General features: G+C 46.8%; 18 protein-coding genes and 1 pseudogene. 5 read left to right on the top strand and 14 right to left on the bottom strand.

What is annotated here, in order from left to right; all coding sequences use genetic code 11:
- Nucleotides 1-155 precede the first annotated feature (155 nt).
- The 7 genes and pseudogenes from QUB30_RS13700 to QUB30_RS13670 all read right to left on the bottom strand — a co-directional run bounded on the left by QUB30_RS13700 (nt 156) and on the right by QUB30_RS13670 (nt 10,913).
- Nucleotides 156-2,024: a hybrid sensor histidine kinase/response regulator gene (locus tag QUB30_RS13700; RefSeq protein WP_333334041.1), complete on the bottom strand. Its 1,869-nt coding sequence runs from the start codon at nt 2,022-2,024 to the stop codon at nt 156-158.
- A gap of 676 nt (nt 2,025-2,700) precedes the next feature.
- Nucleotides 2,701-2,883, bottom strand: a pseudogene (locus QUB30_RS13695) (Hpt domain-containing protein); the annotation flags it as partial.
- Between the two features lie 404 nt (nt 2,884-3,287).
- Entirely contained in the window at nt 3,288-9,080 is a 5,793-nt protein-coding gene (locus QUB30_RS13690) for a PAS domain S-box protein (RefSeq protein ID WP_333334039.1), read from the bottom strand.
- 90 nt (nt 9,081-9,170) lie between these two features.
- The gene (locus QUB30_RS13685) at nt 9,171-9,671 is read right to left on the bottom strand and encodes a chemotaxis protein CheW (protein ID WP_333334037.1); all 501 of its coding nucleotides are present in this window, start codon (nt 9,669-9,671) and stop codon (nt 9,171-9,173) included.
- Nucleotides 9,668-9,826, bottom strand: a complete 159-nt coding sequence (locus tag QUB30_RS13680; RefSeq protein WP_333334035.1) for a hypothetical protein — start codon at nt 9,824-9,826, stop codon at nt 9,668-9,670. The genes QUB30_RS13685 and QUB30_RS13680 overlap by 4 nt, the downstream gene beginning before the upstream one ends.
- A 106-nt stretch (nt 9,827-9,932) precedes the next feature.
- The gene (locus QUB30_RS13675; protein ID WP_333334033.1) at nt 9,933-10,298 is read right to left on the bottom strand and encodes a response regulator; all 366 of its coding nucleotides are present in this window, start codon (nt 10,296-10,298) and stop codon (nt 9,933-9,935) included.
- A 264-nt stretch (nt 10,299-10,562) separates the two neighbouring features.
- Nucleotides 10,563-10,913, bottom strand: a complete 351-nt coding sequence (locus QUB30_RS13670) for a hypothetical protein (protein WP_333334031.1) — start codon at nt 10,911-10,913, stop codon at nt 10,563-10,565.
- A gap of 1,343 nt (nt 10,914-12,256) precedes the next feature.
- On the opposite strand from QUB30_RS13670, the gene QUB30_RS13665 reads away from it, so the two are divergent.
- The 3 genes from QUB30_RS13665 (at nt 12,257) to QUB30_RS13655 (ending at nt 14,313) form a co-directional block, all read left to right on the top strand.
- Nucleotides 12,257-12,466 (top strand): hypothetical protein, encoded by a 210-nt coding sequence (locus tag QUB30_RS13665; RefSeq protein WP_333334029.1) that lies wholly within the window; start codon nt 12,257-12,259, stop codon nt 12,464-12,466.
- Nucleotides 12,427-13,161 carry a phosphoadenylyl-sulfate reductase gene (locus QUB30_RS13660; protein ID WP_333334027.1) on the top strand — a complete coding sequence of 245 codons (735 nt, stop codon included), beginning with the start codon at nt 12,427-12,429 and terminating at the stop codon, nt 13,159-13,161. Before QUB30_RS13665 ends, QUB30_RS13660 begins: the two co-directional genes overlap by 40 nt.
- A gap of 174 nt (nt 13,162-13,335) precedes the next feature.
- Complete coding sequence (locus QUB30_RS13655; protein ID WP_333334025.1) at nt 13,336-14,313, top strand: class II fructose-bisphosphate aldolase; 978 nt, start codon at nt 13,336-13,338, stop codon at nt 14,311-14,313.
- A 54-nt stretch (nt 14,314-14,367) separates the two neighbouring features.
- Here the strand turns inward: QUB30_RS13655 and QUB30_RS13650 are convergent, their stop codons facing one another.
- Nucleotides 14,368-15,207: a Uma2 family endonuclease gene (locus tag QUB30_RS13650; protein ID WP_333334023.1), complete on the bottom strand. Its 840-nt coding sequence runs from the start codon at nt 15,205-15,207 to the stop codon at nt 14,368-14,370.
- Between the two features lie 243 nt (nt 15,208-15,450).
- On the opposite strand from QUB30_RS13650, the gene QUB30_RS13645 reads away from it, so the two are divergent.
- Complete coding sequence (locus tag QUB30_RS13645; RefSeq protein WP_333334021.1) at nt 15,451-17,661, top strand: Tex family protein; 2,211 nt, start codon at nt 15,451-15,453, stop codon at nt 17,659-17,661.
- Between the two features lie 524 nt (nt 17,662-18,185).
- On the opposite strand, the gene ndk is transcribed toward QUB30_RS13645, so the two are convergent.
- Nucleotides 18,186-18,635, bottom strand: a complete 450-nt coding sequence (gene ndk, locus QUB30_RS13640; protein WP_333235397.1) for a nucleoside-diphosphate kinase — start codon at nt 18,633-18,635, stop codon at nt 18,186-18,188.
- Nucleotides 18,636-18,937: 302 nt separating this feature from the next.
- Here ndk and QUB30_RS13635 point away from each other — a divergent pair, with 302 nt between their 5' ends.
- Nucleotides 18,938-19,693 carry a hypothetical protein gene (locus tag QUB30_RS13635; RefSeq protein ID WP_333334018.1) on the top strand — a complete coding sequence of 252 codons (756 nt, stop codon included), beginning with the start codon at nt 18,938-18,940 and terminating at the stop codon, nt 19,691-19,693.
- A gap of 91 nt (nt 19,694-19,784) precedes the next feature.
- On the opposite strand, the gene proB is transcribed toward QUB30_RS13635, so the two are convergent.
- From proB to ruvX, 5 genes are all read right to left on the bottom strand, one after another.
- A complete protein-coding gene (gene proB, locus QUB30_RS13630) occupies nt 19,785-20,957 on the bottom strand; it encodes a glutamate 5-kinase (RefSeq protein ID WP_333334016.1) in 1,173 nt (390 codons plus the stop codon).
- A gap of 75 nt (nt 20,958-21,032) precedes the next feature.
- Nucleotides 21,033-21,554 carry a YqeG family HAD IIIA-type phosphatase gene (locus QUB30_RS13625; protein ID WP_015174714.1) on the bottom strand — a complete coding sequence of 174 codons (522 nt, stop codon included), beginning with the start codon at nt 21,552-21,554 and terminating at the stop codon, nt 21,033-21,035.
- Nucleotides 21,555-21,703: 149 nt separating this feature from the next.
- Entirely contained in the window at nt 21,704-22,828 is a 1,125-nt protein-coding gene (gene mltG, locus QUB30_RS13620; protein ID WP_333334013.1) for an endolytic transglycosylase MltG, read from the bottom strand.
- Nucleotides 22,829-23,076: 248 nt separating this feature from the next.
- Nucleotides 23,077-23,655, bottom strand: a complete 579-nt coding sequence (locus QUB30_RS13615) for a DUF3727 domain-containing protein (protein ID WP_333334011.1) — start codon at nt 23,653-23,655, stop codon at nt 23,077-23,079.
- Nucleotides 23,656-23,974: 319 nt separating this feature from the next.
- On the bottom strand, nt 23,975-24,433 hold the full coding sequence (gene ruvX / locus QUB30_RS13610; protein WP_333334009.1) for a Holliday junction resolvase RuvX: 459 nt from the start codon (nt 24,431-24,433) through the stop codon (nt 23,975-23,977).
- Between the last annotated feature and the right edge of the window lie 91 nt (nt 24,434-24,524).

The following is a 24,524-nucleotide window of genomic DNA, read 5'->3' as shown; positions in this document are numbered from 1 at the left end:
AAGATTGAAGATTGAAGATTGAAGATTGAAGATTGAAGATTTTAAATTTTAGGTTGAAGATTGAAGGTTGAAGATTGAAGATTGAAGGTTGAAGATTGAAAATTATTTGATTTGAGTAGGTTGGCATTCGGCACGTTACCGTTATTGGGGATTACTTAATGTTTGATTAATTTGGGGATGGCTTCTAAAAGTTGGGCTTCGCTGTAAGGTTTGGTGAAATATTGGTTAGCACCTAATTCCATTGCCATTTGCCTGTGTTTTTCGCCGCTGCGCGAGGTCAGCATGGCTACGGGAATATTAGCAAACCGGTGGGTCGATCGCATCGATCGCAATAACTCAAATCCATCCATCCGGGGCATTTCAATATCCACAATCGCCAAACTGCAATCGAGACCGTTTTGCAACTTTTCGAGGGCCTCCATGCCGTCTTTCGCCTGCACCACCCGGTAGCGAGCCCGAGTCAGCGTCATAGAAAGCAATTGACGAATAGTATAAGAATCGTCCACCACCAAAATCAGGGGTGCTTGACTCGAACTCGGTGGTAACTGGGACGCTTTACCGGAAACAGGGGCTATCGAAGTATTTGCTGAAGATTGACCCACCAAATCGTCCACATCCAAAATTGTTACGACTCGGCCGTCCCCCAAAATCGTACTCCCCAAAACCCCGCGAGGCTTAGACAGAGGAGGTGGCAAGGGTTTTACCACAATTTCCTGCTGGCCGATCAACCGTTCCACGGCCACCGCCAGCATTCCTTCGCTAGAAGCCAAAACCAGCACCGGAATGTGGTCTTGAGTCAAAGGGTCAGGAGAGGGCGCATCCGGCCCCAAAATGCTGTATTCGAGCAAATCTTGGAGTCGCACCAAACGAATAAATTCCTCCCGCCACCACAGCATGGGCTGATTCCCAGCGGTGTGAACTTCCGAAGCTTTGATGTGGAGAATTTCCTCAACTGCATCCAGTGGCACGGCTATTTTATTGCGATCGGTCTTCACCATCAAGGCCTCAGTAATCGACAGCAGCAGCGGCAGTTTGAGGATAAAACTCGTACCCTTTCCCAGGCGAGAGTCAACCTTCACAGTTCCGCGCACCGTCCGCAAATTAGCCCGTACCACGTCGAGGCCGACCCCCCGGCCTGAAAGGTTGCTCACTTCTTCGACTGTGCTGAAACCCGGCCAAAATAGAAAATCGTAGAGTTCGGCAATGGAAAATTCTTGAGCTTGTTCCTCCGTCGCCAAACCCTTATTCACAATTTTGCGGCGAATCATTTCCGGGTCAATGCCTTTCCCGTCATCGGCGACAGTAATAATAGTTTGGCCGCCTTGGTGGCGCGCTTCAATTTCAATTTGACCGCTTGGCGGCTTGCCTATTTCCTGCCGAACTTCGGGCATTTCGATGCCGTGGTCGAAAGCATTTCGCACTAGATGTACTAAGGGGTCGCGCAAGGCGTCGAGCAAACTTTCATCAATTTTTGTATCGCGTCCCAGCAGCAGCAGGTTGACATCTTTATCGTATGTGAGACACATATCCCTGAGCGCTCGCGGCAAGTGATCGACGGCTCGGCTGAAGCTAACTACTCGCAACTGCATGACGCGGCTGCGGAGTTGTTCGGTGATGCGGCGCAGTTGGTCGGTACTGCGCTCGAATTTCATCGCTAAGGTGTCTAATTTGGTGGCGGATTGAGAAATTGCTTCGGCAGTTTCGATGACTTCTGTGGCTGTAGAGTGGAACTCTGTATAACGATCCATCTCTAAGAGATCGAAGTGAGAATTTGCCTGAGAGGATTTGCTGTTAGCAATAACTGGGAATTCTGTTTCTGGTGCTGAAAGTTTCCCGATTTCTGGGTGGGGATTTCCCAGCTTCCACTCTCCAAAACTCAGTCTGTCGTATTCTTCTCGCAACTGACCGCCGAATTGGTTTAAATCTACGATACTGCGACGGATGCGCTTGACTTCGCCGCGCAGTTCGGATTCTTGAAGTTCCAAATTTGTACGGTTGATGACTAATTCTCCGACTAGATTCACTAATTCTGTCAAGCGTTCCAAGTCTACTCGGATTGTTGGCCTTTGCGGGTTGGGGAGTGGGGGAGTGGAGGAGTGGGGGAGTGGAGGAAAAAGGGGTTTCCGATGTTTCCGATTCTTCTGATTCCTGTTCGGGTGCGGGGGAGTTTTGGGGGATTTCGATCGCCTTTCCTTCGAGTAGCTGCAGGCGTGCGGTTTGCAAGTTTTGGGCGATCGCCCAACCCTCGGACTGCAACCGTTCTACAGTCAAGTCTGCAGAGTCGATCAAATCTCTGAGGGGTTCGGCGACTTTCCCAAAATCGGGCAATTGCAGCATTCCAGCCAAACCGGAGAGTTGATAGTAAACCTGGTTGAGGGCGGTCACGCTTTTTGCCAAATCTGCCTCCGAAGCTTGGGAAAGCTCGGTTTCCAGGCGATCGAACACTGGCGGCAACTCATGTTCAAAAATCAATTTTAGGGTTTCCGGGGCCGCCGACTTGCTCATTACCGGAACTGGCGGTGGTTGTGGCGGGCCGTACTGACGCTCTAACTGAGCTTGGATTTGGGCGATCGTCTCCAAGTTTTCCTTTCGATCGGGAGTGCTGACACCCGAGTGGTGAATTGATTCGGCTGCAATCCTTTTGAGAGCATCCACCCCTTGCAGTAAAACCGTCACAGTTGCCGGTTCCAGGGCCGACAAGTCTGTGCGATCGCGCAAAATGACAAAACAGTCCTCCAGCCTGTGAGCCGCCGCCGACAGGTTGTGAAAGCCCAACATCGAACCCGCACCTTTAATCGAGTGAGCCGCCCGAAACATTTCTTTAACTGCCGCTTCTCGCTCTTTCAACCCGGCAGCTTCCATCGCCAATAAGTTCGTCTCCATCGACTGGAGAAACTCTTGGGTTTCTGCGGTGAAAGCATCTATTAATTCGTTTAACTCGTCATCATTCATATATATGAGTCTGTTTTCTTTTGGCAGTTGTCTGTTGGCTGTTTTTACATATATGATGTCCGGTTAATTGACTGTAATTGTTGTAGGGGCCGGTGGACGATTATCTATAACTTGACATTCAGGATAATCGCGAACCCGCCCAAACCCCAATGATAGTTATTAGTGATTCGTATAACAGTTAACTGTCAACAGTTAACTGTCAACTGACTAAGGGATGAGAATTAAATAAAATCCACTTTTCATGACTGTTGTGGGATGGGCGTCCCGCCCGTCTATCGGGGACGGGCGGGACGCCCATCCCACAAGAAAAAAGGGAAATTATTTAATTGACGATCCTAACTGCGGAAATTCGCCACCGACTTTTGTAATTTACCAACAGAACCGGAGAGATCGTCCAAAGATGCTTTTACATCCGAACCTTTTTGTGCAGTTGTATTCGCAATCTCATTCACTTGCTGCATACTGTTAGAAATTTCCTCAGCCGAAACAGTTTGCTTCGCCGCCGCACGGGTAATGTTCTGCACCAAAGAATTCATTTCCCGGCTCACTTCAATGATAGCATTCAGGTGAGTTTTAGCTTCGCTGGCGAGCTTGGTACCTTCCACAACTTCTTGCGTTCCAGATTCCATTGCCTTCATGACACGGCTGATTTCTTCTTGAATTGTACCGACAATTTCAGATATCTCCTCAGTAGCGCCCGCCGATCTTTCTGCTAATTTCCGCACTTCTTCGGCAACAACTGCAAAACCTAAACCTTGTTCGCCGGCTCTGGCAGCCTCAATAGTAGCATTCAGAGCTAATAAATTAGTTTGCGAAGCAAGTTGAGAAATCGAAGTCACAATTTTCCCAATTTGTTGAGAAGACTCGCCCAAACGCTTCATCATTTTCGAGGTAGAGGCGATCGTCAACCGGAGCCCGTTAATGCCTTCGACAGCTCGATCGACAGCCATACCGCCGACTTCAGCCGTTTGAGAAGACTGCTGGGCAACTGTTTCGGCGCGCACCGAAACATCTCGCACGTCGCGGATCGAATTCACAATCCGCTCGATTTCCCGCATGATGGCAGATATTTTTGCTGCTTGAATTTCTGCCTGTTGGGTGAGTTGACTGGTATTGTTAATCGACTCGCCCGTGGCAGATGTTACCTGTTCGGCTAAAGTTTGAATTCCCGTTACCACCTTCCGCAGAGAACCGATTAAGAAGTTGAAAGAGTCGGCGACAGCACCTAAAACGTCGTTAGTAACTTCCGCCCTGACTGTCAAGTCGCCTTGAGCCGCGCCTTTAATTTCTCCCAACAATTTGAGCACTTGCTGCGTCAGAGAATCAGCTTCAGCTTTGCGTTCTGCGGCCAATTTTTCCAGTCGTTCTTCTGCTTCTTTGCGCTCGGTGATGTCAAAGCGGATGGCGATATATTTGACTATGGTGCCGCTGGTATCAAAAATGGGGGCGATCGTGGAATCTACCCAGTAAAACGAGCCATCTTTGCGCCGATTTTTGATTTCCCCTTTCCACGCCAAGCCGCGAGAAATTGTCAGCCACATTTCTTGAAAAAATGATTTGGGATGGTAGCCGGAATTGACGATGCGGTGGTCGCGGTGCAGGAGTTCTCCCATGCTGTAACCAGATATTTGAGCGAATCTGTCGTTGGCGTAGGTAATCAGGCCTTTGGGGTCAGTTTCGCTGACGATCGCAGATTCGTCGAGAGCATTTTGCCGCGTTTTGAGTTCTTGCAGCAAGCGTTCCTGTGCCTCGGCCAACTGCTGCATTCGCTGCTGGGAAGCTCTTTCCTCGGTGACGTTGCGGCAAACTACTACGCCGCCTTTGAGTGCGCCGGTTTCGTCTTTGAGTGGCCGGCCGTTAATTTTGATCCACAGGCCCTCCGGCTTGCCTCGATGGCGGGTGAAAACCTCTACGTCGTCAGGGGATTCTCCTCGAATTGCCCGCGTTAAGGGGATGTCGGCTGTGGGATAAGGAGTGACTCCATCGGGTAAAAATAAACCGTATTTTGCCGACCACTCGTCGGGGAGAGTATCTGTAGAACCCGTGCCGAAGATCTCTTGGGCGGCGGGATTGAACAACACAAAATTGCCTTTTTCGTCGGCAGCAATTATGCCGTCGCCAATGCTGTCTATTAGCAGTTGCAAGAGATTGCTTTGCTGCCGAAATTGCTCTTCGGAACTGGCTAATTGGGCTGTTGTTTGTTGCAGTTGCACCATCGCCTGTTTGCTTTCGGTAATGTCGCGAGCGACTGCATACATGAGCTTTTGTTCGGTTTCAGGTCGCACTTTCCACGACAGCCACTTGTAGGAACCGTCTTTGCAGCGGTAGCGATTTTCAAAGAACTGTACTTCGCCGCCATCGTATACTTTTCCCGCTTCGGCTGTGGTTTCTTGGCGATCGTCTGGATGGACGAAATTGATAAAAGGTTGGTTTTCCACTTCTTCTAGGGTGTAGCCGAGGGTTGTTTCCCAAGCGGGATTGAGGCGCTTGAATTTCCCTTCAAAATCTACAATACAAACCAAGTCTAGGGAAAGGGTAAAAAATCGATCCCGCTCTTCTTCTGCTTTTTTGCGATCGGTAATTTCGATCGCCACACCGCCGACACCGATGGGTTTGCCGTCAGATCCTGGTAAAGGAAAGTAAGAAGCCAGCCAATCCCGCACGATACCGGGCTGTTTGAAAGTTGAACCGGATACTTCGATATTCAAAACTGGTTGGTTGGTGGCGAGAATCTGCTGCAACATCGGCTCTAGGGTATCGACCCTTTCGGGTACAACTTCCCTCAAGGTCTTGCCGAGGTGTTGGGCCACCGACGGCCCAGTAGTTTCGGCAAAACTTTCGTTGATTTGCAGGAACCGCAGTTGGTCGTCCAAGATACACATTGAAGCCGGGGCGGCTGTGAAAAATGCGTCAAAGCGGGTTTGACGCAAAACTAATTCTCGTTCTAAGGCTTTGCGATCGCTGATGTCGCGAGCTTCGGAAATCAGCAGCACGACTTTGCCGCTGTCGTCTACGATCGGCTTGAGGGAGAAGTCCACAGTGATCGCAGCACCCCCAGCAACGAGCACGTCGGCTTCGTAACGGACTACCTCGCCGGCGGCGGCTTTTGCGAGCGCATCTTGCACTTTTTGCTTGGCTTCTGGGGAAATTTGCCACCACAGATTATCTGCAAACTGCGTGCCTACGAAGTCTTCGCGCCCCAGTCCGGCGACGGCGAGGGCTGTTTGGTTGGCTTCCAAAACGGTTCCGTCTGGTTTGAGCAGCCCCACTAATTGGAACGATTGATCGAAAATGGCTCGGAACAGTCTTTCGCGATCGCGCAGCATTTCTTCTGCGCGTTTGCGATCGCTGATGTCGCGAGTAACTGTAGCTATGCCCACTGGCGAGCCGGTTTCTGGGTTTTTAACGGTAAATAGGGTGAAATCAACGGGACAGTTTTCGCCGGTTTCAAAGTTCCTCAAGCGGAATTCGCCCTGCCAAAAACCGTCTCGCACAGTAGCCGGCAGGATTTCTTCTTTTAAGCTTTTAGCATCTTCTGGTGTTAGGAAGTCATATAGAGTTTTGGTTTTGACTTCTTCAATATTTTGCAATCCGGCTAGTTTAATACCAGCCGCATTCAGGTACGTTGTGTCTCCCTCCAGGGTAGCCGTGCCAATAAAATCAGAGCTGCTTTCTACGATCGAAATCAATCTTTGCTTTTCGATTTCGGCTTGCTTGCGCTCCGTAATGTCGTTGTTGGTTTCTAAAATTGCTTTGGGTTTTCCCTGTTCGTCTCGCTGCAAATTCCAGCGACTGAATACGGTGATTTGGGCGTCGTAATTGGTAGTGTGAATTAGTTCTCCTTCCCAATAATCCTGCGCTTCTAACTGTACCCAGATATCTGCTAAAGGCAAGGAAAAAATGGTGTGCCATAGAGTATGGGTTAGTTTTCCCAAGGCTTCTTTTTTTGTCCAGCCGTACATCCGTTCGGCTCCTTGATTCCAATAATTAATCGTGCCGTCAATATCCCGAACGATCAAAGCGTCGCTGGCGAGGTCGAGCATTTGCAAGTTCTGCTCCAAGGCTTGTTCTACGCGCTTGCGTTCTTGAATGTTGCGGGCGATCGTTGAGATAAATTCAAGTTCTGAATTATTGGATTTGTGGGCAACAATTACTTGAGAAACTGGTATTTCTTCGCCGTCTAAACTCTGCCAAATTGTCTCGCCACTCCACACCCCGTCCCGGCAAGCTGCGGGGATGCCGACGTTCACAAGAGTGTCGATACTTTTGGGGGATGTCAGGTCAGAAATGCTGATTCCGGTTAAATCTGCGTGCTGGCCAACTCGCAACATTTCTCTGGCGGCGCGGTTGAGATAAATGGTGCGCTGTTGGGCGTCGGCAATGGCTACCCAGTCTGTTGTGGTTTCTAAAATTGCTTTGAACCGCAATAGTTCTTGTTCGGATTTGCGACGATCTGTGATGTCGCGCGCGAAGCAGAGCATTCCTAAAATGTTGCCTTCTGCATCTTTGAGAGGCAATTTCTGGGTGTCGAAGGTGTGTACTTTGCCGTCGGCTAAGGTGGCTAAGTCGTTGGAACCAGGCGCGAGGTGGTTGCCGGCCCGGAAGTTTTGGATTTGGTTCTGGGAATCGGTTTCTGCCTGGAAGTTGGCAAAGATTCGATCGACCGATATGCCGATTTCTGCGTCGTCTTTGCCGATAATTTCTGCTTGAGTTTTGCCGAAGGCGGCGGCGAAACCTGCATTGACTAGGGTGTAGCGCAAGTTTCGATCTTTGACGAAGATGCAGTCTGGCGTAGCGTCAATGACTGTGCGCAGCAAGTTTTGGGAGCTTTCTGCTTCTGCTAGTGTCTGCAGCAGTTGTTCTTCGACTTGCAGGCGCTTGGTGATGTCTCTAATGGCGCAGACGAGAATTTTGCTGCCGCAGGCATCTACAAAGGTAGATTTTTTGGCGCTGAAAAAGCGGGTGTTTCCTGCTGCGTCTGTGATGGTTTCTTGGATTCCGCTGTTGGTATTTGTTAAGAAAACTAATTCGTCTTTTTCTCTATATGTGTCTGCTTGCTCTTTGGGCAAGAATTCGTCGTATGATTTGCCAATAAGTTCTTCTCTGCTGCGACCTATGTATTGACAAAAAGCATCGTTTAATGTTAAATAGCGGTGCTGTTCGTCTTTGACGTAAATCGGGTCGGGGATGGTGTTGAGGACGTTGTTTAAGAATTGTTCTGAGGCTTTTAATTGCTCTTCGACTGCGGTGCGATCGCGAATTTCTTCTTGCAATTGTGCGTTAGTTTGCAGGATCTGCTCGGTTCTTTCATTCACTCGCTGCTCTAGTTCTGCGGTTAGCTGCTGCAATGCCACTTCTGTCTGTTTGCGCTGGGTAATCTCGCGGCCTTCGGCGAGGATTTGAAATACTTCTCCTGTTTTATTGAACAGCGGCTTAAACGACACGTCAATTACTGTTACTTGGTTGTTGGGGCCAGTGATTTCGTATTCTTCCCGAACAAACTTGCCGGTCGAGACTTGTTTAATATTCGTTGTTAGGCGCTGCTGGTTGGTTGGGGATGATGCCCACCAAGGTGCCAGCCAAAATTTCTGCCCCAGCACTTCTGATGCTTGGAAATCTCCCAATTCTAGCGCTGTCTGATTTGCTTCGAGCACAGTACCGTCTGGCTCCAATAATGCGATCAGTTGAAAAGCTCGATCGAAGATTGCCTGAAATCGCTGGGTACTTTCGCTGAGGGCTTGTTCTGTTTCTTTTTTAGAGTTAAGGATTTGGGTGGAACCTACTAAGAAGTCGTAGCGGTTGGACAAACTCAAAAAAGCGATCGCCGGAATTACAGTTATCCAATCGGACACGGTTTGCACCACCGGGGAGTGTGGCAGTCCCAGGTATTCGGCGGCGTGGCCGCTGTGACCGAAAGCGCAGCTCCAAAATATGCCGGCTGTGACTGTGGCGAAGATGTCGAACCCGAATTGACGGTTTCGCCACAAACCTAAGGTGATCAGCGAGGCGATGGCCAAGTAACAGAAACAAATGATGCAATTAGCAACTCCAGCTATCAGCGATTGGGAGAAGTCAGGCAATGTCAGGGTGAAAGTCGTGGCGATCCAAGTATAAAGAAGTTCGATCATAAAATTAAGAATGGGCAAATAAGCTGCGGGCAATTGTTAGTTAAATTTATTGATGGAAAGCGGTTGCTGATTTACCTGTATTCTGGATTTTTACCAGCGTTCGGAATGGGCGATCGCTTCTACATCAACAATCATTAGCAAGCGTCCTGCGGAATTGTACAGACCTTTTAAGAATGGAACTAGGTCGGGACTGACATCTAGTGCTGAGACAATGCGATCGGGATTGAGAGCTAAAACTCCTTCGACGCGGGAGACGGCCAATCCCATCCGCATTCTCGACAATCTCACGTCTCGCGGATCGGGCGCTTCCACCACTAAGATGCGGCTGCTTGAGTGGTGGGTGTCAACCGGATCGAGCCCTGTAAACCGTCCGAAGTCTGCTGCTGCTAAGATTTCGCCCCGCAAGTTGGTTAATCCCAGCAAAAATGGCAGGGTGTTCGGAACCGGGGAAATTGGTTGTTCTTTGAGGGAAAGCACTTCTCGCACTGCGTCTAACTCTACGCCGAACAGACTGCCTCCTTGACCGAAGAGGAGAAATTGCTTGGTTCCACTTGCTTGAGTCTCCGCACCGGGGGGAGCCATTATTTTCATTGCTGATTTTTAGTTTCTAGTGTAGCTGACAAATGAGGATGTTGCTTTGGCAAGAAAGCGGAGCGCTCGCGAGAGTTTTTCAGCATCACTTGTTGGGCATCAAATGCTTGGGTGAAATAAATCCCGGGTTTGGCAACGGGGTCAGTCGCTATCATTAAAGGTAAAACTTGTAGGGAATTGTGAAACCCAATTTATTCAACAAAATGGGGTTGCTCGCTATTATGTTTTTCGGTGAAAGCTGCCAATCGCTTTATATTCTGTTTACGCTGAAAGCAGGCGCTGCACGATTTTGACGAGTTGCTGAGGTTCAAAGGGTTTGCTGACGTAAGCGTCAGCGCCTAAATCAGTTCCCCAAGCTTTATCGATCTCGGTGTTTTTATGAGTACAAAATACTACTGGCAAGTGTGCCGTTGCGCGATCGCCCCGCAATTCTCTGATCACTTCAAATCCATTCATTCGCGGCATCACTACATCTAAAACGACCAGAGCCGGAGGGGTTTTGCGGATCATGGCGATCGCTTCTTCGCCATCGCCTGCCCGGAGCACTTCAATTCCCGCATCTAGAAGAATGCGGCAGATGATTTCCAGTTCGCTGGGCACGTCATCCACTACTAAAACTTTTGACATAATTCCGCACTTCCTTGCTGTTGTGTACAGCCACAATCTTTGTTCAGAAGCAGGCGCGCTCGACTGTTTGACTGCACCGCGAACAAATTAATATACTTCCAAATACAATATAGCCGATCGTCTGGCCCAAGGGAAGAAGGAAGAAGGATTTGGTTATCTAAGAGAGAAGGAAGAGAAAAAACTGCGAGCCCTGTATCCGTGACTTCCGTGTCGTGAATTTTACTAATTGGGCATTGGAAATTCCCAATTCCCAATTATCAAAACTCAAGCTTCGATAATTACCCGTAAATTCCCGCGTTTTTTAGTAACCCGACAAGCGGTTGAGGAACCCGACCGCTCAAATTCCAAATCTAGCAAAGTTGAGCCTATCCTTAAGTTGTTTAGCGACAGTTGTTTAATCGATTCTGGCAAGAGCGGATCGATAATTCGCAATTGATTTTCTGGAGCGTCAGGAACTAAATTTAACATCATTTGCAAGAGTTGAAAAATACTGCCGGTTGCCCAAGCTTGTGGCGAACAAGCTACAGGATACTGCACGGGACGATCGCTCTCGCTGTTGCATTCGTAGCCGCAGAAAAGTTCGGGGGGACGCTCGTAGGGTTGGAGCAATGTCATGTCAAATCAGCTTTGAGCTACTTCTAGGGCTTGTTCGACACTTTTACCCCGATCGCAGCCCTTGCGCCTTCTTTCTGGTGCTCTACCACAGCTAAAATGATAATAGGACGGGAGCATCTTATATATATAAAAACACTTCTTCTGGTTCCTTCCTTATTTCTCTTTCCTTCTGCCTCCTGCCTCAAAAATTAGATTTCTAGCTTGGAGGCAAAAGTGAGATTATCCCAATAGCACAATACTCAAGAAACCGGGTGTTTTCGTCGTAAACACCCCGTTTTATTGAGTGTTGTGCGTAAGTTTTGGATAAGTGAATCAGGCAGGGAGCCTCCCGGTTTTTATGTAACGCGATCTTACTTTTTTCCTTCGCTTTTGAGTTGACAAGGCGATCGCGCACGGACAAGCTGAATTGACTTCTGCTGAAAGAGATAATTACAACCAATGAAGCGAGTTTTCTCAGTCGTACCTTCCCTCAATATCAAAAAATGTTTAAAATATTACAATAACAGGACTTAAGCGTTAGCGATCGAATCAATCGGGTTTTTGAACTGCGATCGATCGCACTCCGCGAGAGATTTTTGTAAAAAAAACGATTGATGCCTCTAGGACTAATAGAGGAAATTAACTTATGACATATAGTGACTTCATTACTATACCTAAAGTTAGATAATCATTTAATTTCAGGACTTACGCATGGGGGCCCAGCAACCGGGTTTTTTACCTTGGGTGCGGTATACAACGCATCTTTTCGTAAAAAAACCCGGTTTCTCAACAATCGTGCGCAAGTCCTAAATTTTAAGGTAGAAAAACCCTTAAAGCTGTTTGTGGATCTCCCATATGTACTGCCAAGTTTCTATAGGCCAACGACCTCAAATAAAAATGTTTTTTTAGGCACTACCATTAATATCAAAAATGCTCGCGCCGCATTAATTATCGCTCCAATTTTATTAAAACTCAGGCTAAAATATAATTTTTATAGGACTTACCTAAGAAATCAGTTTTTACACTAGCTGTAGTAGTAATGTGCGCACTGCACACCCTATAGATAGAGTCTGTGCGTAACTCCTAAAGATGTAAGTTTAAACGGGTATTGCGATTATATTGTCACGATATCGAAATATTTATAGGAAATTCGCCTAGCGCTGTTACTCTTGGTACTGATTGGAAGTTTTTCCCGTTGATAGATAGCACGATATCTATGGATAAGCGAGATTATTTTATTAATGAGGGGAGTCAAAAATTAGGAATTTTAGCAAGGCCATTTAAAGAATTTTATTCTCTCGAATTTATAATTTGGGCGCACATTCAATTGACCGCGCGACAGTCCAATTTTACCCAGTAGAGGAGTGTTGGGTTCACGAAAACTCGGACAAGCGGGCGATCGCCATCATCGCGATCGATTGTGGGCCCAGCCGAAAAGACTGCTGCAAAATGCAGTCAAATTCATCGGCGATAGAGAGACGGCGATCGGCTATAATAAAGGGTTAGAGGAAAAGAACACCGATAACCCGAAAATATGGTTGCCATCCAGAACAATCTCAACATTGCCGCCTTAGAAGCAGAATACAGTCAAAAAACACCGCGAGAAATTCTCAAATTTGCCCTAGAAAAATTTGAAAATATCTCAATTTCTTTTAGCGGTGCCGAGGACGTAGTTCTGATTGATATAGCCTCAAAGATTACCAAAAATTTCCGCGTTTTTACCCTAGATACCGGCAGATTGCACTCAGAAACCTATCAGTTTTTAGAGCAAGTCAGAAAACATTACGGCATTAAATTAGAAGTAATGTTTCCCGATGCAGCCGAAGTACAAGCCCTAGTAGAAGAAAAGGGATTGTTTAGTTTTTATCAAGACGGTCACAAAGAATGCTGCGGCGTGCGGAAAGTCAAGCCGCTGCGCCGCAAATTAAATACTCTCGATGCTTGGATTACCGGTCAGCGCAAAGACCAAAGTCCCAGTACCCGCAACGGTATTCCGGTTATTGAAGTTGACACTGCCTTCTCAACTCCCGACCATGAATTAATTAAATTCAACCCCTTAGCAAACTGGTCTTCAGCAGAGGTTTGGGAATACATTCGCGCTTTGGATGTGCCTTACAACAAGTTGCACGAACGCGGTTTTGTAAGTATTGGTTGCGAACCTTGTACGAAGCCGGTATTGCCGAACCAACACGAACGCGAAGGTCGCTGGTGGTGGGAAGAAGCGACCGTAAAAGAGTGCGGTTTGCACGCTGGTAACGCACAAAAATAGTAAATCACTCAAGGAGTAAGGTGCGCTAGGCGCACCTTACCCAAGAATAGATGCACTTCACATAAATCGTAACGGAAGAATTCGCAATTAAAATAAACAAAAATTAAGCTGATCTTGCCCTTAAATTTTGTTAGAATGATCGACATTCAGAAAAGTTTTTAAACTAGGTACTATATGCTCGCCTCAACTAGCGAATTGCTGAACACGGCTTTGAGAAATGGTTATGCGATCGGCGCTTTTAACGTCTACAACCTCGAAGGAGTAAAAGCCGTCATCAAAGCGGCCGAAGCGCTGCACAGTCCTGCCATACTGCAACTTCACCCCAGCGTCCTCCAATACGGAAAATCGCCTTTAGTCGGGCTTTCCATGGAAGCAGCCCGGAAATCTTTAGTGCCGATCGCAGTACACTTAGATCACAGTACCTCAGAAAAAGACATTCACCTCGGCCTAGCCGCCGGCATCAAATCAATTATGGCAGACGGTTCTTTTTTGCCATACGAACAAAACTTAATATTTAGCCGGGAAATGACTAAATTATCCCACGCTAACGGTGCGGTAGTTGAAGCAGAAATCGGCAGAATTAGTGGCAGGGAAGAAAGTTTGACAATCGATGATAAAGCCGCAAAAATGACCGATCCCGTAGCAGCAGTAGAGTTTATCAAAGAAACTAAGGTGGATTTTTTAGCCGTAACAATTGGTAACGTTCACGGCAAATATTTCAGCGAACCGAAACTCGATTTTCCGCGTCTGGAAAAAATCCGGGCTGCTGTTTCAGTGCCGTTAGTGATGCACGGTGCTAGCGGTTTGCCGGACTCAACGATCGATCAATGTATTAAATTCGGAGTATCTAAATTTAATGTGAATACGGAAGTTCGCGAAGCTTATATGGACGTGTTAAAAAGTAACATTTCTGAGGCACATCCGGATTTGTGGGAAATAATGGAAAAAGCTATAAATGCCATGCGATGGGTCATTTCTGACAAATTGCAACTTTTCGGTTCTGTCGGTAAAGCTTATTTGCATCAATCTCTCGACGCGGATGACTTGACCGCAAAGAGTACCAGCAACAAACAAACAAGCGGCAACAAATTAAGTTTCGATCAAATGTTAAAGCCTGTGTATAGTGAGGCCTTCTGTCTTATCTTGAAGTAAAAAAAACTAAAGTCCTGACTGCGAACCAGTTTTTAGTCAGGACTTCAGTCCTCTCTAACCGTTTAAAAATAGATCGGGATCGATGCCAGATTCCCGCAGCCGCCGAATTAAAGACTGCAATTGAGCTTCCGCTGACTCGGCCCGCTGCCGTTGCTGTTCCGCTTCAGTCAGAATCCAATTGCCATCAACATCATACCAGCGCAACCACAGTCGATCGATTCCCTGAAACTCTCCTTGCCACAAACCCAAGCCCAAACTTAGGTCAGCAATCCACACTCGCGACTCTGCCAATTCTAATTCTTGATAGTGTCCGCCCTTCAATTCAAACACTCGCAACCTGTTAGTATAGCGACTGAAAACGGCATAAATCGGAACCCGCAAAATTTGCTCGTAAACCTCCCATTTTCTGGGCGGTTCCTCCTTCGTCTCGATCTCCAAAACTTGCCCGTTACCCGCAGCGTTTCCCGACTGAGGTGGCAGCTTTTCCTCATCGGTATTGTCGCCTAAATCTTCTTTTTCCGTTCCCGGCGAAAGCAGTTCTACAATTACAAAAGGATTCACGCCTTCCTGCCAAGTAACGTAACTCATCCGCAGTTCGGATCGATCGTAAAGTCGGGGAACTCCCACAACTCCAAACCAATCCGGCCGCTTGTGCCGCAAAGTGTGATGCACATCATAATAAAGGTTCATGTCGGTGCCGCTAAATATCTCAGAAGCTGGATAATTCCGAGGTCGAAACGTCAGGCTCAACAACTGCGGCTGCAAATCGTGAAATTCGTCAGGCAAACCAGGTTCCTCCGGGTCTTCGCTGGGTAAATCGTACATCGTCGGCAGCGTTTCTCTGGGCGATCGCGGCGGATCGGTTTGCGGCACAGGATATTTAAAATGAAACATATAATATTGAGCAATGACTGCATTTATGCTAACATCACGGGAGCATCCCAATGAGGCTTTCACAGGAGTGCAAGCCGTACAGCTAGAAGCGAGATATATCGGCTTTGCTGTGCGGGACGATCGCACTCCTAGAAAACGATTTTAACAAAAATGGGATGATTCCCTTTTCTTCCTCTCTTGTGTGAAGTTAATCTAAAATCTAAAATCTAAAATCTAAAATCGACTAATCCGAAATTCTGCACTATGATCGACATTCCTCAACTAATTGCTCAAGAACTTTCCATTAATCTTTCTCAAGTCAATAATGCTCTGGAACTTTTCGCCGAGGGAGCAACTATTCCGTTTATTGCCCGCTACCGCAAAGAACGCACGGATTTGCTGAATGAAATTCAGTTGCGGGACATCTCCGATCGCTTCACCTATCTGACGGAAATTGAAGAGCGCAAAAAGTCGATTTTAGATACGATTAGCTCTCAGGGGAAACTCACTGAAGAACTGCAAGCTAAAATCGAATCGTGTTTGCAAAAAAACGAACTCGAAGACCTTTATCTGCCTTACAAACCCAAGCGGCGGACGCGAGCAACAATTGCTAGGGAAAAGGGTTTGGAACCGCTGGCCGAATTTATCAAGTCTCTCAACTTACCGAAGGCTCAACCAGCAGACTTTGAGGCGGAAGCAGCTAAATACATTTCGGAAGAAAAGGGAGTGAATACAGCAGAAGAAGCTCTCAAAGGTGCTGCGGATATTTTGGCGGAAGCGGTTTCGGAAAAAGCAGAACTGCGGGCTTATTTGCGAGAATTTTTGATGAAAACAGGAGTTTTTGTCTCGAAAATTAAAGATGATTTCCCGGAAGGAAGCACTAAATTTGAAATGTACCGCAATTATCAAGTTGCAGCGAGAAGCGTTCAGTCGCACAATATGTTAGCGCTGTTTCGCGGGGAAACGGAAGGGGTTTTAGATTTGGAACTGGCTTTTGATGAATCCGCAGTGATGGCTTATTTGGAAGCTCAAGAAATTAGAACTAGGATACCGGAAGTTAAAGAGTTTTATCGATTGACTTTGAAGGATGCCTTCAACCGACTGATGAAGACTTCGTTAATTACAGAAGTACGATCGCACAACAAAGCCGCCGCTGATATCGAGTCAATCGCCACTTTTGAAACCAACCTCCGCGAGTTGCTGCTGTCAGCGCCGGCTGGTATGAAACCCACATTGGCGATCGATCCGGGATTTCGCACGGGCTGCAAAGTTTCCGCCCTCGATGAAACCGGGCAATTTTTAGAATATCAAGCAATTTTCCCCCACCAAGCGGCCGCTCAGCGACAGCAAGCTGGTAAAATTGTCAAGCATTTAATTGAAAAATATAAAATTGAATTAATCGCGATCGGCAACGGTACAGCTTCCCGGGAAACAGACGAATTTGTTTCGGAAGTTTTGGCAGAAATGGACAGGAAACCGATTAAAGTCATGGTGAATGAATCCGGTGCATCGATTTATTCAGCAAGCGAAGTGGCGATCGCCGAATTTCCCGACCTCGACATCACCGTTCGCGGCGCAGTCAGCATCGGACGGCGCTTGCAAGACCCCCTGGCCGAACTCGTGAAAATCGACCCGAAATCAATAGGAGTCGGTCAATACCAGCACGACGTTGACCAAAAACTGCTCAAAAAGAAACTCGACGAAACAGTCGAAAGCTGCGTTAATTATGTCGGAGTTGATTTAAACACAGCCTCCAAAGAACTGCTGACATTTGTGTCAGGAATGACGGCAACAGTTGCCAAAAATATCGTTAATTACCGCAACGAAAACGGCGCATTTAAAAATCGCCGCCAACTCCTGAAAGTTCCCAAACTCGGGCCAAAAGCTTTTGAACAAGCAGCCGGATTTCTCCGCATTCGCGGCGGCGAAAACCCCCTGGACAATACAGCAGTTCATCCCGAAAGTTATCCTGTAGTGCAAGCGATCGCCAAGGATTTAGACTTGCCGCTGACAGGAATAACACAAATATCGGAAAAAATCAAGACTGTAAATATCAAGAAATATGTCACAGAGAAAGTCGGAGAACCGACACTCCGAGACATTATTTCCGAACTAGAAAAACCGGGGAGAGACCCGCGAGCCGAGTTTAAATATGCCACTTTCCAAGCAGGAATCAAAGAAATCTCCGACTTGCAAGTTGGGATGGAATTAGAAGGCATAATCACGAATGTAGCTAACTTTGGAGCCTTTGTTGATGTCGGAGTGCACCAAGATGGTTTGGTTCACATTTCTCAATTAGCCGATCGATTCGTGGAAGATCCGAAACAGATTGTTAAAGTCGGACAAGTTGTGAAAGTGCGAGTTTTGGAGGTGAATGAGAAGTTAAAGCGGGTTAGTTTGACAATGAAGCTGCAAGAAAAACCGCAACCGCAAAATGGCAATAGCGCGAGGCTTCCGACTCCGCGCCGACGTTAAAACTAGGGCTAAAAGCTCGATTTTTAGGCAATCTCAGCGGGTTTAGGATCGTCAATTAAATAATTTCCCTTTTTTCTTGTGGGATGGGCGTCCCGCCCGTCTATCGGGGACGGGCGGGACGCCCATCCCACAACAGTCATGAAAAGTGGATTTTATTTAATTCTCATCCCTTAGGGGCTAAGGGCGATCGGCGATAATATCGTTTCCGGTGGCATCGGAATGATACTGAGGACACGGCACTGCCGTATCTAAACTTGCTGTTAATAAACGTGGGATACGCTGTAATTTCAGAGGTGGGAGAACTAGATGAATTATAAAAATTTATTGGCTCACAAACAACTTGCCTTTAGTTGTGGACAGCATCTGAGCAATTAGTTAATATAATTAAATCATAAAACGACGATTTATTACCCACTGATTGCCAAATTCTTAAACATAAAACACTAAAACAAATATTTTAACTTCACTATCTTAGCCTCAAACTAAGATAATCTCCCGATCGATCGATCGGGAGAATCTCAAAACTACTCCACAATCCAAGGAGTTAAACAAGGCGTCCAAGAACTCAATTCTTCTTCCTTGAACCAGAGACGAATTTCCTCATTGGCAGTTTCCACGGCATCAGAACCATGAATAATATTGCGGCCGACATTCACAGCCAAATCGCCGCGAATTGTCCCAGGTTCTGAATTCAGAGGATTTGTTGCGCCAATGATTTTTCTCGCCGACGCCACAACGCCGTCGCCTTCCCACACCATCGCCACCAGGGGCCCGGAAGTGATGAAGTCTACCAGTCCCGCAAAAAAGGGTCTTTCTTTGTGTACGCCATAATGCTGTTCGGCAAGTTCGCGACTCGCCGTCATCAGCTTCATGCCAACTAGCGTAAAGCCTTTGGCTTCAAAACGACCGATAATTTCGCCAACGAGTCCGCGCTGTACACCATCGGGCTTAATCGCTAAAAAAGTGCGTTCCAAGATTAACTCCTACAATTTTCTTAACTGATACAAAAAATAGATTAACCCAGAACGCACCCAAAGGCAATTCGCCATGGAAAATTGTCATCTATACTCATTGCCACACCAATCACTCTATATCGGAGTACCCTGCTTCTCAACTCCGATTTAGTGGTGGAACACAATATGATGCAAATCACACTCGATTCTGACTACAAACACAACTAAACATGATATCAAATACAAAGATTTTTCCTAAAAAACCTCGATAATAAGCAAGGTGTGAAACCCCAGTTTAAATAACTTAGTGAGGGTACGAGGCTATGAAAGAAGTTATTGAATTTATTCAAACACAAAAGCAAGAATTTGCACATTTACCCTTATTTGGATTTCTAGCAAATCAAAATACTTACCTGAAACAAAGACTAATTTTTGCACCTATTTTGGCTCCTTTTGCTGTCGGGTTGAGCGATTTAAATAAATATGTAATCCGAGACTCTTCTAGTAACAACAAAGTTCAGGAACTAATTAATAAATATACTTATAACCAAAACTATTACTGGCACGATTATCTAGAATACCTAGAGGAACTTGGCTTTAACCAATCAATGACTTATGGTGATTTTAGACTGCTTTGGGGTGAAGAAACTAAAAAAACGCGATCGCTGTGTTCAGTGCTCGAACGCTACGCTTGGAAAGCCTCTCCCATTCAGAAACTGGTGTTAGTGGAAGTCCTCGAAGGAACGGCGACAGTTTTTTTTGAGGCGGCGCTAGCAGTGGTAATGGAATTACAGGAAATTACCCAAAAAGAATATGTTTATTTTGGAGGAGGTGATGTCGGTTTAGACAATTATCACCTTTTAAACACGCCAGAGATGTTGCAAGTTTTAGCAGAGATCAAACTTACTAATGCGGAACGCCAAGCAGCTTTAGAATTAGCACAAAATGTATTTGAATTGTTTACAGAAGCGATGAACGAGCTGTTCCGACACAGCCAAACAAATTCTTGCAATACTGTGCTGCAAGTATCCTCAATTTCTGCGTTCGCTCATTGCGCGATCGACTGTCTCGATAGTTAGTAATATCAATTCCGGTTGCACTCCTCATGATAGTTGACTGTTGACTGTTGACTCGATTTTATGATTCCGATGCAACCGGAAACGAGATAGTTTAAACAATCACTAAATTATCTCGGTGTACCGCAGTTTCTACACCCGCATAGCCTAAAATCTCAGCAATTTTATCGGACTTGCAGCCCTGGATTTGTCTCAATTCTAAACTGCTATAATTCACAAGTCCTCTAGCAATTTGCTTGCCGGTTGCGTCGCACAACTGCACGGAATCATCAGCTTGAAATTGTCCTTCTACTTGAGCAATACCCGCAGCTAAAAGCGATTTTCCGCCGTGGGAAATTGCCTTGACAGCACCCGCATCTAAATATAGTTTTCCTGCCGGAATGAGCACGTTAGCTATCCAGTGTTTGCGAGCGTTTACAGGGCGCGGTTGAGGCTCGAATTGAGTGCCGATCGACTCTCCGTTGAGTATTTTCTCGATATTACCAGGAAAGCAGCCGTCAGTGATGACTGTGCGCACTCCCGATGCAGTTGCTATTCTCGCGGCTTCAATTTTTGTCACCATTCCGCCGGTTCCCCAACCGCTGCGGGAATCTCCTGTTTGCACCTGAAATTCTGTGAGCTGTGCCATACTTTGGACTAGGGCGATCGGCTGCGCGTCTGGATTGCTGCGCGGATCGGCGGAGTACAGCCGATCGACATCTGTGAGCACAAACAACCAATCTGCTTCTACCAAACTCGCTACTAGCGCCGAAAGCGTATCGTTATCGCCAAATTTGAGCTCGTCTACCGCCACAGTATCGTTTTCATTGACGATCGGAATCACGCCCAACCTGAGCAGTTGCTGAAAAGTATTGTAAGCATTAACATAACCGTTACGCTGCACTAAATCGCCCCTAGTGAGCAATACTTGAGCGATCGGCTGTTGCAGAGTAGTAAACAAGTCATCGTACACCCGCATCAGCCGCCCTTGACCCACAGCCGCCACAGCCTGTTTCAAAGCAATGTTTCGCGGGCGTTCCGTCAAACCCAAGCGCGCGCAGCCCACCCCAACCGCACCCGAAGAAACCAAAACTACTCGATGGCCTTGCTGCCGCAAACCGGCTAAAATTTCTACTAATGCAGCAATAGTTGAAAGAGCTAAGTTTCCCGTAGTCGATCGAGTCAGAGTCGAAGTTCCTATTTTAACAACAATAGTTTGAGTCTGTTGTCTGTTGACTGTTGACTGTTGACTGTTGACTGTTGACTGTTGACTGTTGTCTGTTGCCATTAGTTACCAATTCCTAATTACCAATTCCCAATGCCCTATGCCCCATGCCCTATGCCCAATTCCCGATGCCCAATTTTAATCTTTAATTTTCAGAGATGCCCCCAAAGCTTGAGAAACCCAAACTTCAAAAGAGCGCACCGGATACTTCCGAAGCGCATAGCCAGCATCAACCATTGGTTCCACTAAAATAGTGAACATACCCAAACGATTGCCAGCTAAAACATCAGTAAAAAGTCGATCGCCCACCATCGCCACCTGTTCCACCGGTAAATTCATTGCAGTCACTGCTGTTCGCAACTTGCGGCGCGACGGTTTAGCAGCACCAGTGATGTAAGGTAGATTCAAAGACTCAGCAATTCGACCGATCCGATTTTGACTTAAATTATTGCTTGCCAACCATAGCGATACCACGGGTTTAATTTCTTGCACCCACAAGCTGAGTTCAGGAGAAGCATTCATTGCCGTAATGGGAACGAGAGTTTCGTCCACATCCAAAACTAATCCTTTTATCTGATATTTTTGCAGAATATCCGCCGTTAAATTCACGACCGAATTGCCTAGAACTAAGTCAGGCTGTAGTAGTTTACCCCAAGTCATAATGATTTTAGGTTTTAGATTTTAGAGTTTAGATTGAGAAATAATAAATTGGGAGTTAAAGATTCAAAAAGTAAAAAATCAAAAGTGAATAATTATGGCTTTTCCTTTGTGACTTTTGACTTTTTACTTTTGTATTAGTCATTACCAATCTATGGAGTCGATCGCAACTGCTGGTCAACTTTAGCAATCGCAGCATCGTGTTCCGCCTGCGTGCGGCTAAAAATGTGAGTGCCGTCGTATCTAGCCATAAAATACAGGTATTCTGTATTTTCCGGAGTCAGAGTCGCTTCCAGACTTGCTATTCCCGGAGATGCGATCGGAGTTGGCGGCAGCCCTACATTGATATAAGTATTGTAAGGAGAAGGCGTTTCCACCTGCTTGAAAGTCAAAGGCTTCTCCTTAGTTTGCCTAATGCCGAGGGCGTATTCAACCGTCGGGTCAGAACCCAAGGGCATACCCTTATTCAGACGGTTGTTGAATACCCCAGAAATACGATTGCGCTCGCCCGCAACCACAGCCTCTTTTTCCACAATACTAGCCAGCGTCACCCACTCTTTCAAATCCAGCTTAGTATTCTTCTGATTTTTTTGATAGATCGGCAAAGCCAACTGCTCGAAACGACCGAGCATTTGCTTGATGACAGCTTCCGGGCTAATTGCATCGCCGTCTAGCTGATAAGTATCCGGGTACAAAAACCCTTCCAAGTGAGGCAATCCGCTGGGTAGCCAAGGGTACTGAGCGTAGGGAACTTGACTCGCCACAGCCATAAAATCCTTAGCAGGGAAAAAACCTTGCGCTTCAAAATAAGCGCTCATTTGTTGCAGCGACCACCCTTCTGGAATCGTGAAACTTTGCTGTACGACTTCGCCCTTCCAAATTTTATCAGCAACTGCACTCAGAGGCTGAGTCGGCGACAGTTGGTAAGTTCCTGCTTGAAAACCTCCCTCGCGGTTTTGCAGAGTCAGCCAGCGGGCCCACATATTCCATGCCGAGCTCGATCGAATCAACCCGGCGGCCTCTAAATCCCGGCCGATTTTTTGACTGGGAGTACCCTCCGGGATTTGGATCGAAACAGCAGCATCCTCTGCCGGATTCCCCGATGAGGATGTGATTTTAGGTGGCGCGGAAGCCCAGCTCCACCAAGCCCAGCCCTGCCAAGCGCAAACCCCCCAGATTGCCGGCAGCAACGCCAGATAAAACAACCATTTAGAGACTTGCGGAGTACCTTTTCTTCCCTCGCGCGCGTTGCCTTTTGTCATTTGTTCTTTATTCATAGTCCGTTGTCCTGGATAAGCGGCGGTTAACTAGCGACTAATGACTGATGACCTGCGATTGATGACCGAAAAGTTACGAATAAAAGCCCTTTAAAAGACCCAATTCACGCGGCCCAATTCACGCAGCCCGATCGCGAAGGCAGAAGCGGCCATCTCGAAAAAGTTCGATCGGGCGAGCAGTTTACTGTTTTATAAAATAGTAAAAAATTCTGCTTTTTGCCATCAGGGCTGGTGCCTGCAATTAATATCTAATCAAGCTCGTCAAAGAACTGGTCTTCCAGCATAGGTAACATCGGTTCCAGCCTTTGGAACTCTTCTTCTGATAGCAATTCTGGCTTGCCGTCATCATTCATGCGAGCCAAGATAAAGAACGGGTCTAGAGGCGTATAAATCGCATATTCCTGTTCTTCGTGGTAGAAGCTGGTCAGCCACATTAGCTCCTCAAACTCCGACTCCTCATCTGGATCGACATCAGATGCCATATCCTCTTCGGGAAATTCCGGCAATTCGCCAACAACAGTCAGCGTCACCGCCGTGCGCCGGAGTGTCAAGTTCTGCTCTTGCAGGACAACTTTAGCGGTATCAAAAATTTTGTCAATTTCTGTTTCGTCTTCTACAGGAATTGCTGCTTCGTCGTTATCGTCTCCGTGCCAGGTAAAAATTTCTACTGGCGAGTCAATTGGAAGCAGCAAAGCGTATTCTTGACCTTCTAGGTTCATCGAATATTCTATGTTGCAAGTCAGCGATCGCCCAACTTCATCCGTCAAGGTGACGGACTCTTCGTTGGAATTGCCATTCTCTTTTTTGCGGTATGGGGATGAGGACATCGCGTGTATCTTATTTTCCGTCAATAATTCAGTAACGTTGGCTTGACAATTGGGAATTTTCGTGGCGATATTCTGGCTAATGGCTAAGTGGGCGATCGCCAGTCCACAAGCTTAAACCGCGAGACTCGCGGCCTTTTCCACAGGCGAGGAGTGCAGCGTTTAAATCTCAGTCGAGTCAGCAAGCGACACTGAGGACAAATCACGATTTTGTGCTTCTTCAGTACCGAAGGTACAGCAGAATTTTCTCCAGTTTGTCAAGGGTTACAGGTGTGCGTAGCAAACTTGCACAACCAGGATATCATGCCTCTGTGACAAGCTATCAAGGATTGGGAAGGGCGGAGATATTTTGCCTCCGTTCGTCTAGCCACTGCTGCAAAATCAGGGCCGCTGCTTTACGATCGATCGCACCCTTATTTTGCGACACCGAAATCCCTTGTGTTTTCATCAATTCCTCTGCCTCAACCGAAGTCAGGCGCTCGTCCACGTATTCTAGGGGGAGCTCTAAGGCGGAGGCGATGCGAGCAGCATATTTCTGCACTTGTCGGGCTTGAGTGCCCAATTCTCCGCTCAGGGAGTAGGGCAAGCCTGCAACCAAAATTTGCACTCTCCGCTCTCGGACGAGCTCTCGGAGATAAGCTACGTCTCGATCGAAGGACGATCGTACCAGTGTTGTAATGCCCGTAGCTATTAAACCGGTGCCGTCACACCCGGCGATGCCGACTCGTTTGAGGCCGATATCTAATCCCAGTGCTGAAATCCATAATTTATCGTTGGACATTATCAATCAAGCAATTTTAGATTTTAGATTTTAGATTTTAGATTTACTGTTTTTTTGCGTAAATAATCTTATTTAACGAACCGCGAAGACG

This window comes from Microcoleus sp. BROC3 (assembly GCF_036702515.1).
Taxonomy (GTDB): domain Bacteria; phylum Cyanobacteriota; class Cyanobacteriia; order Cyanobacteriales; family Microcoleaceae; genus Microcoleus.
This window is presented reverse-complemented; position numbering and strand designations above follow the sequence as displayed.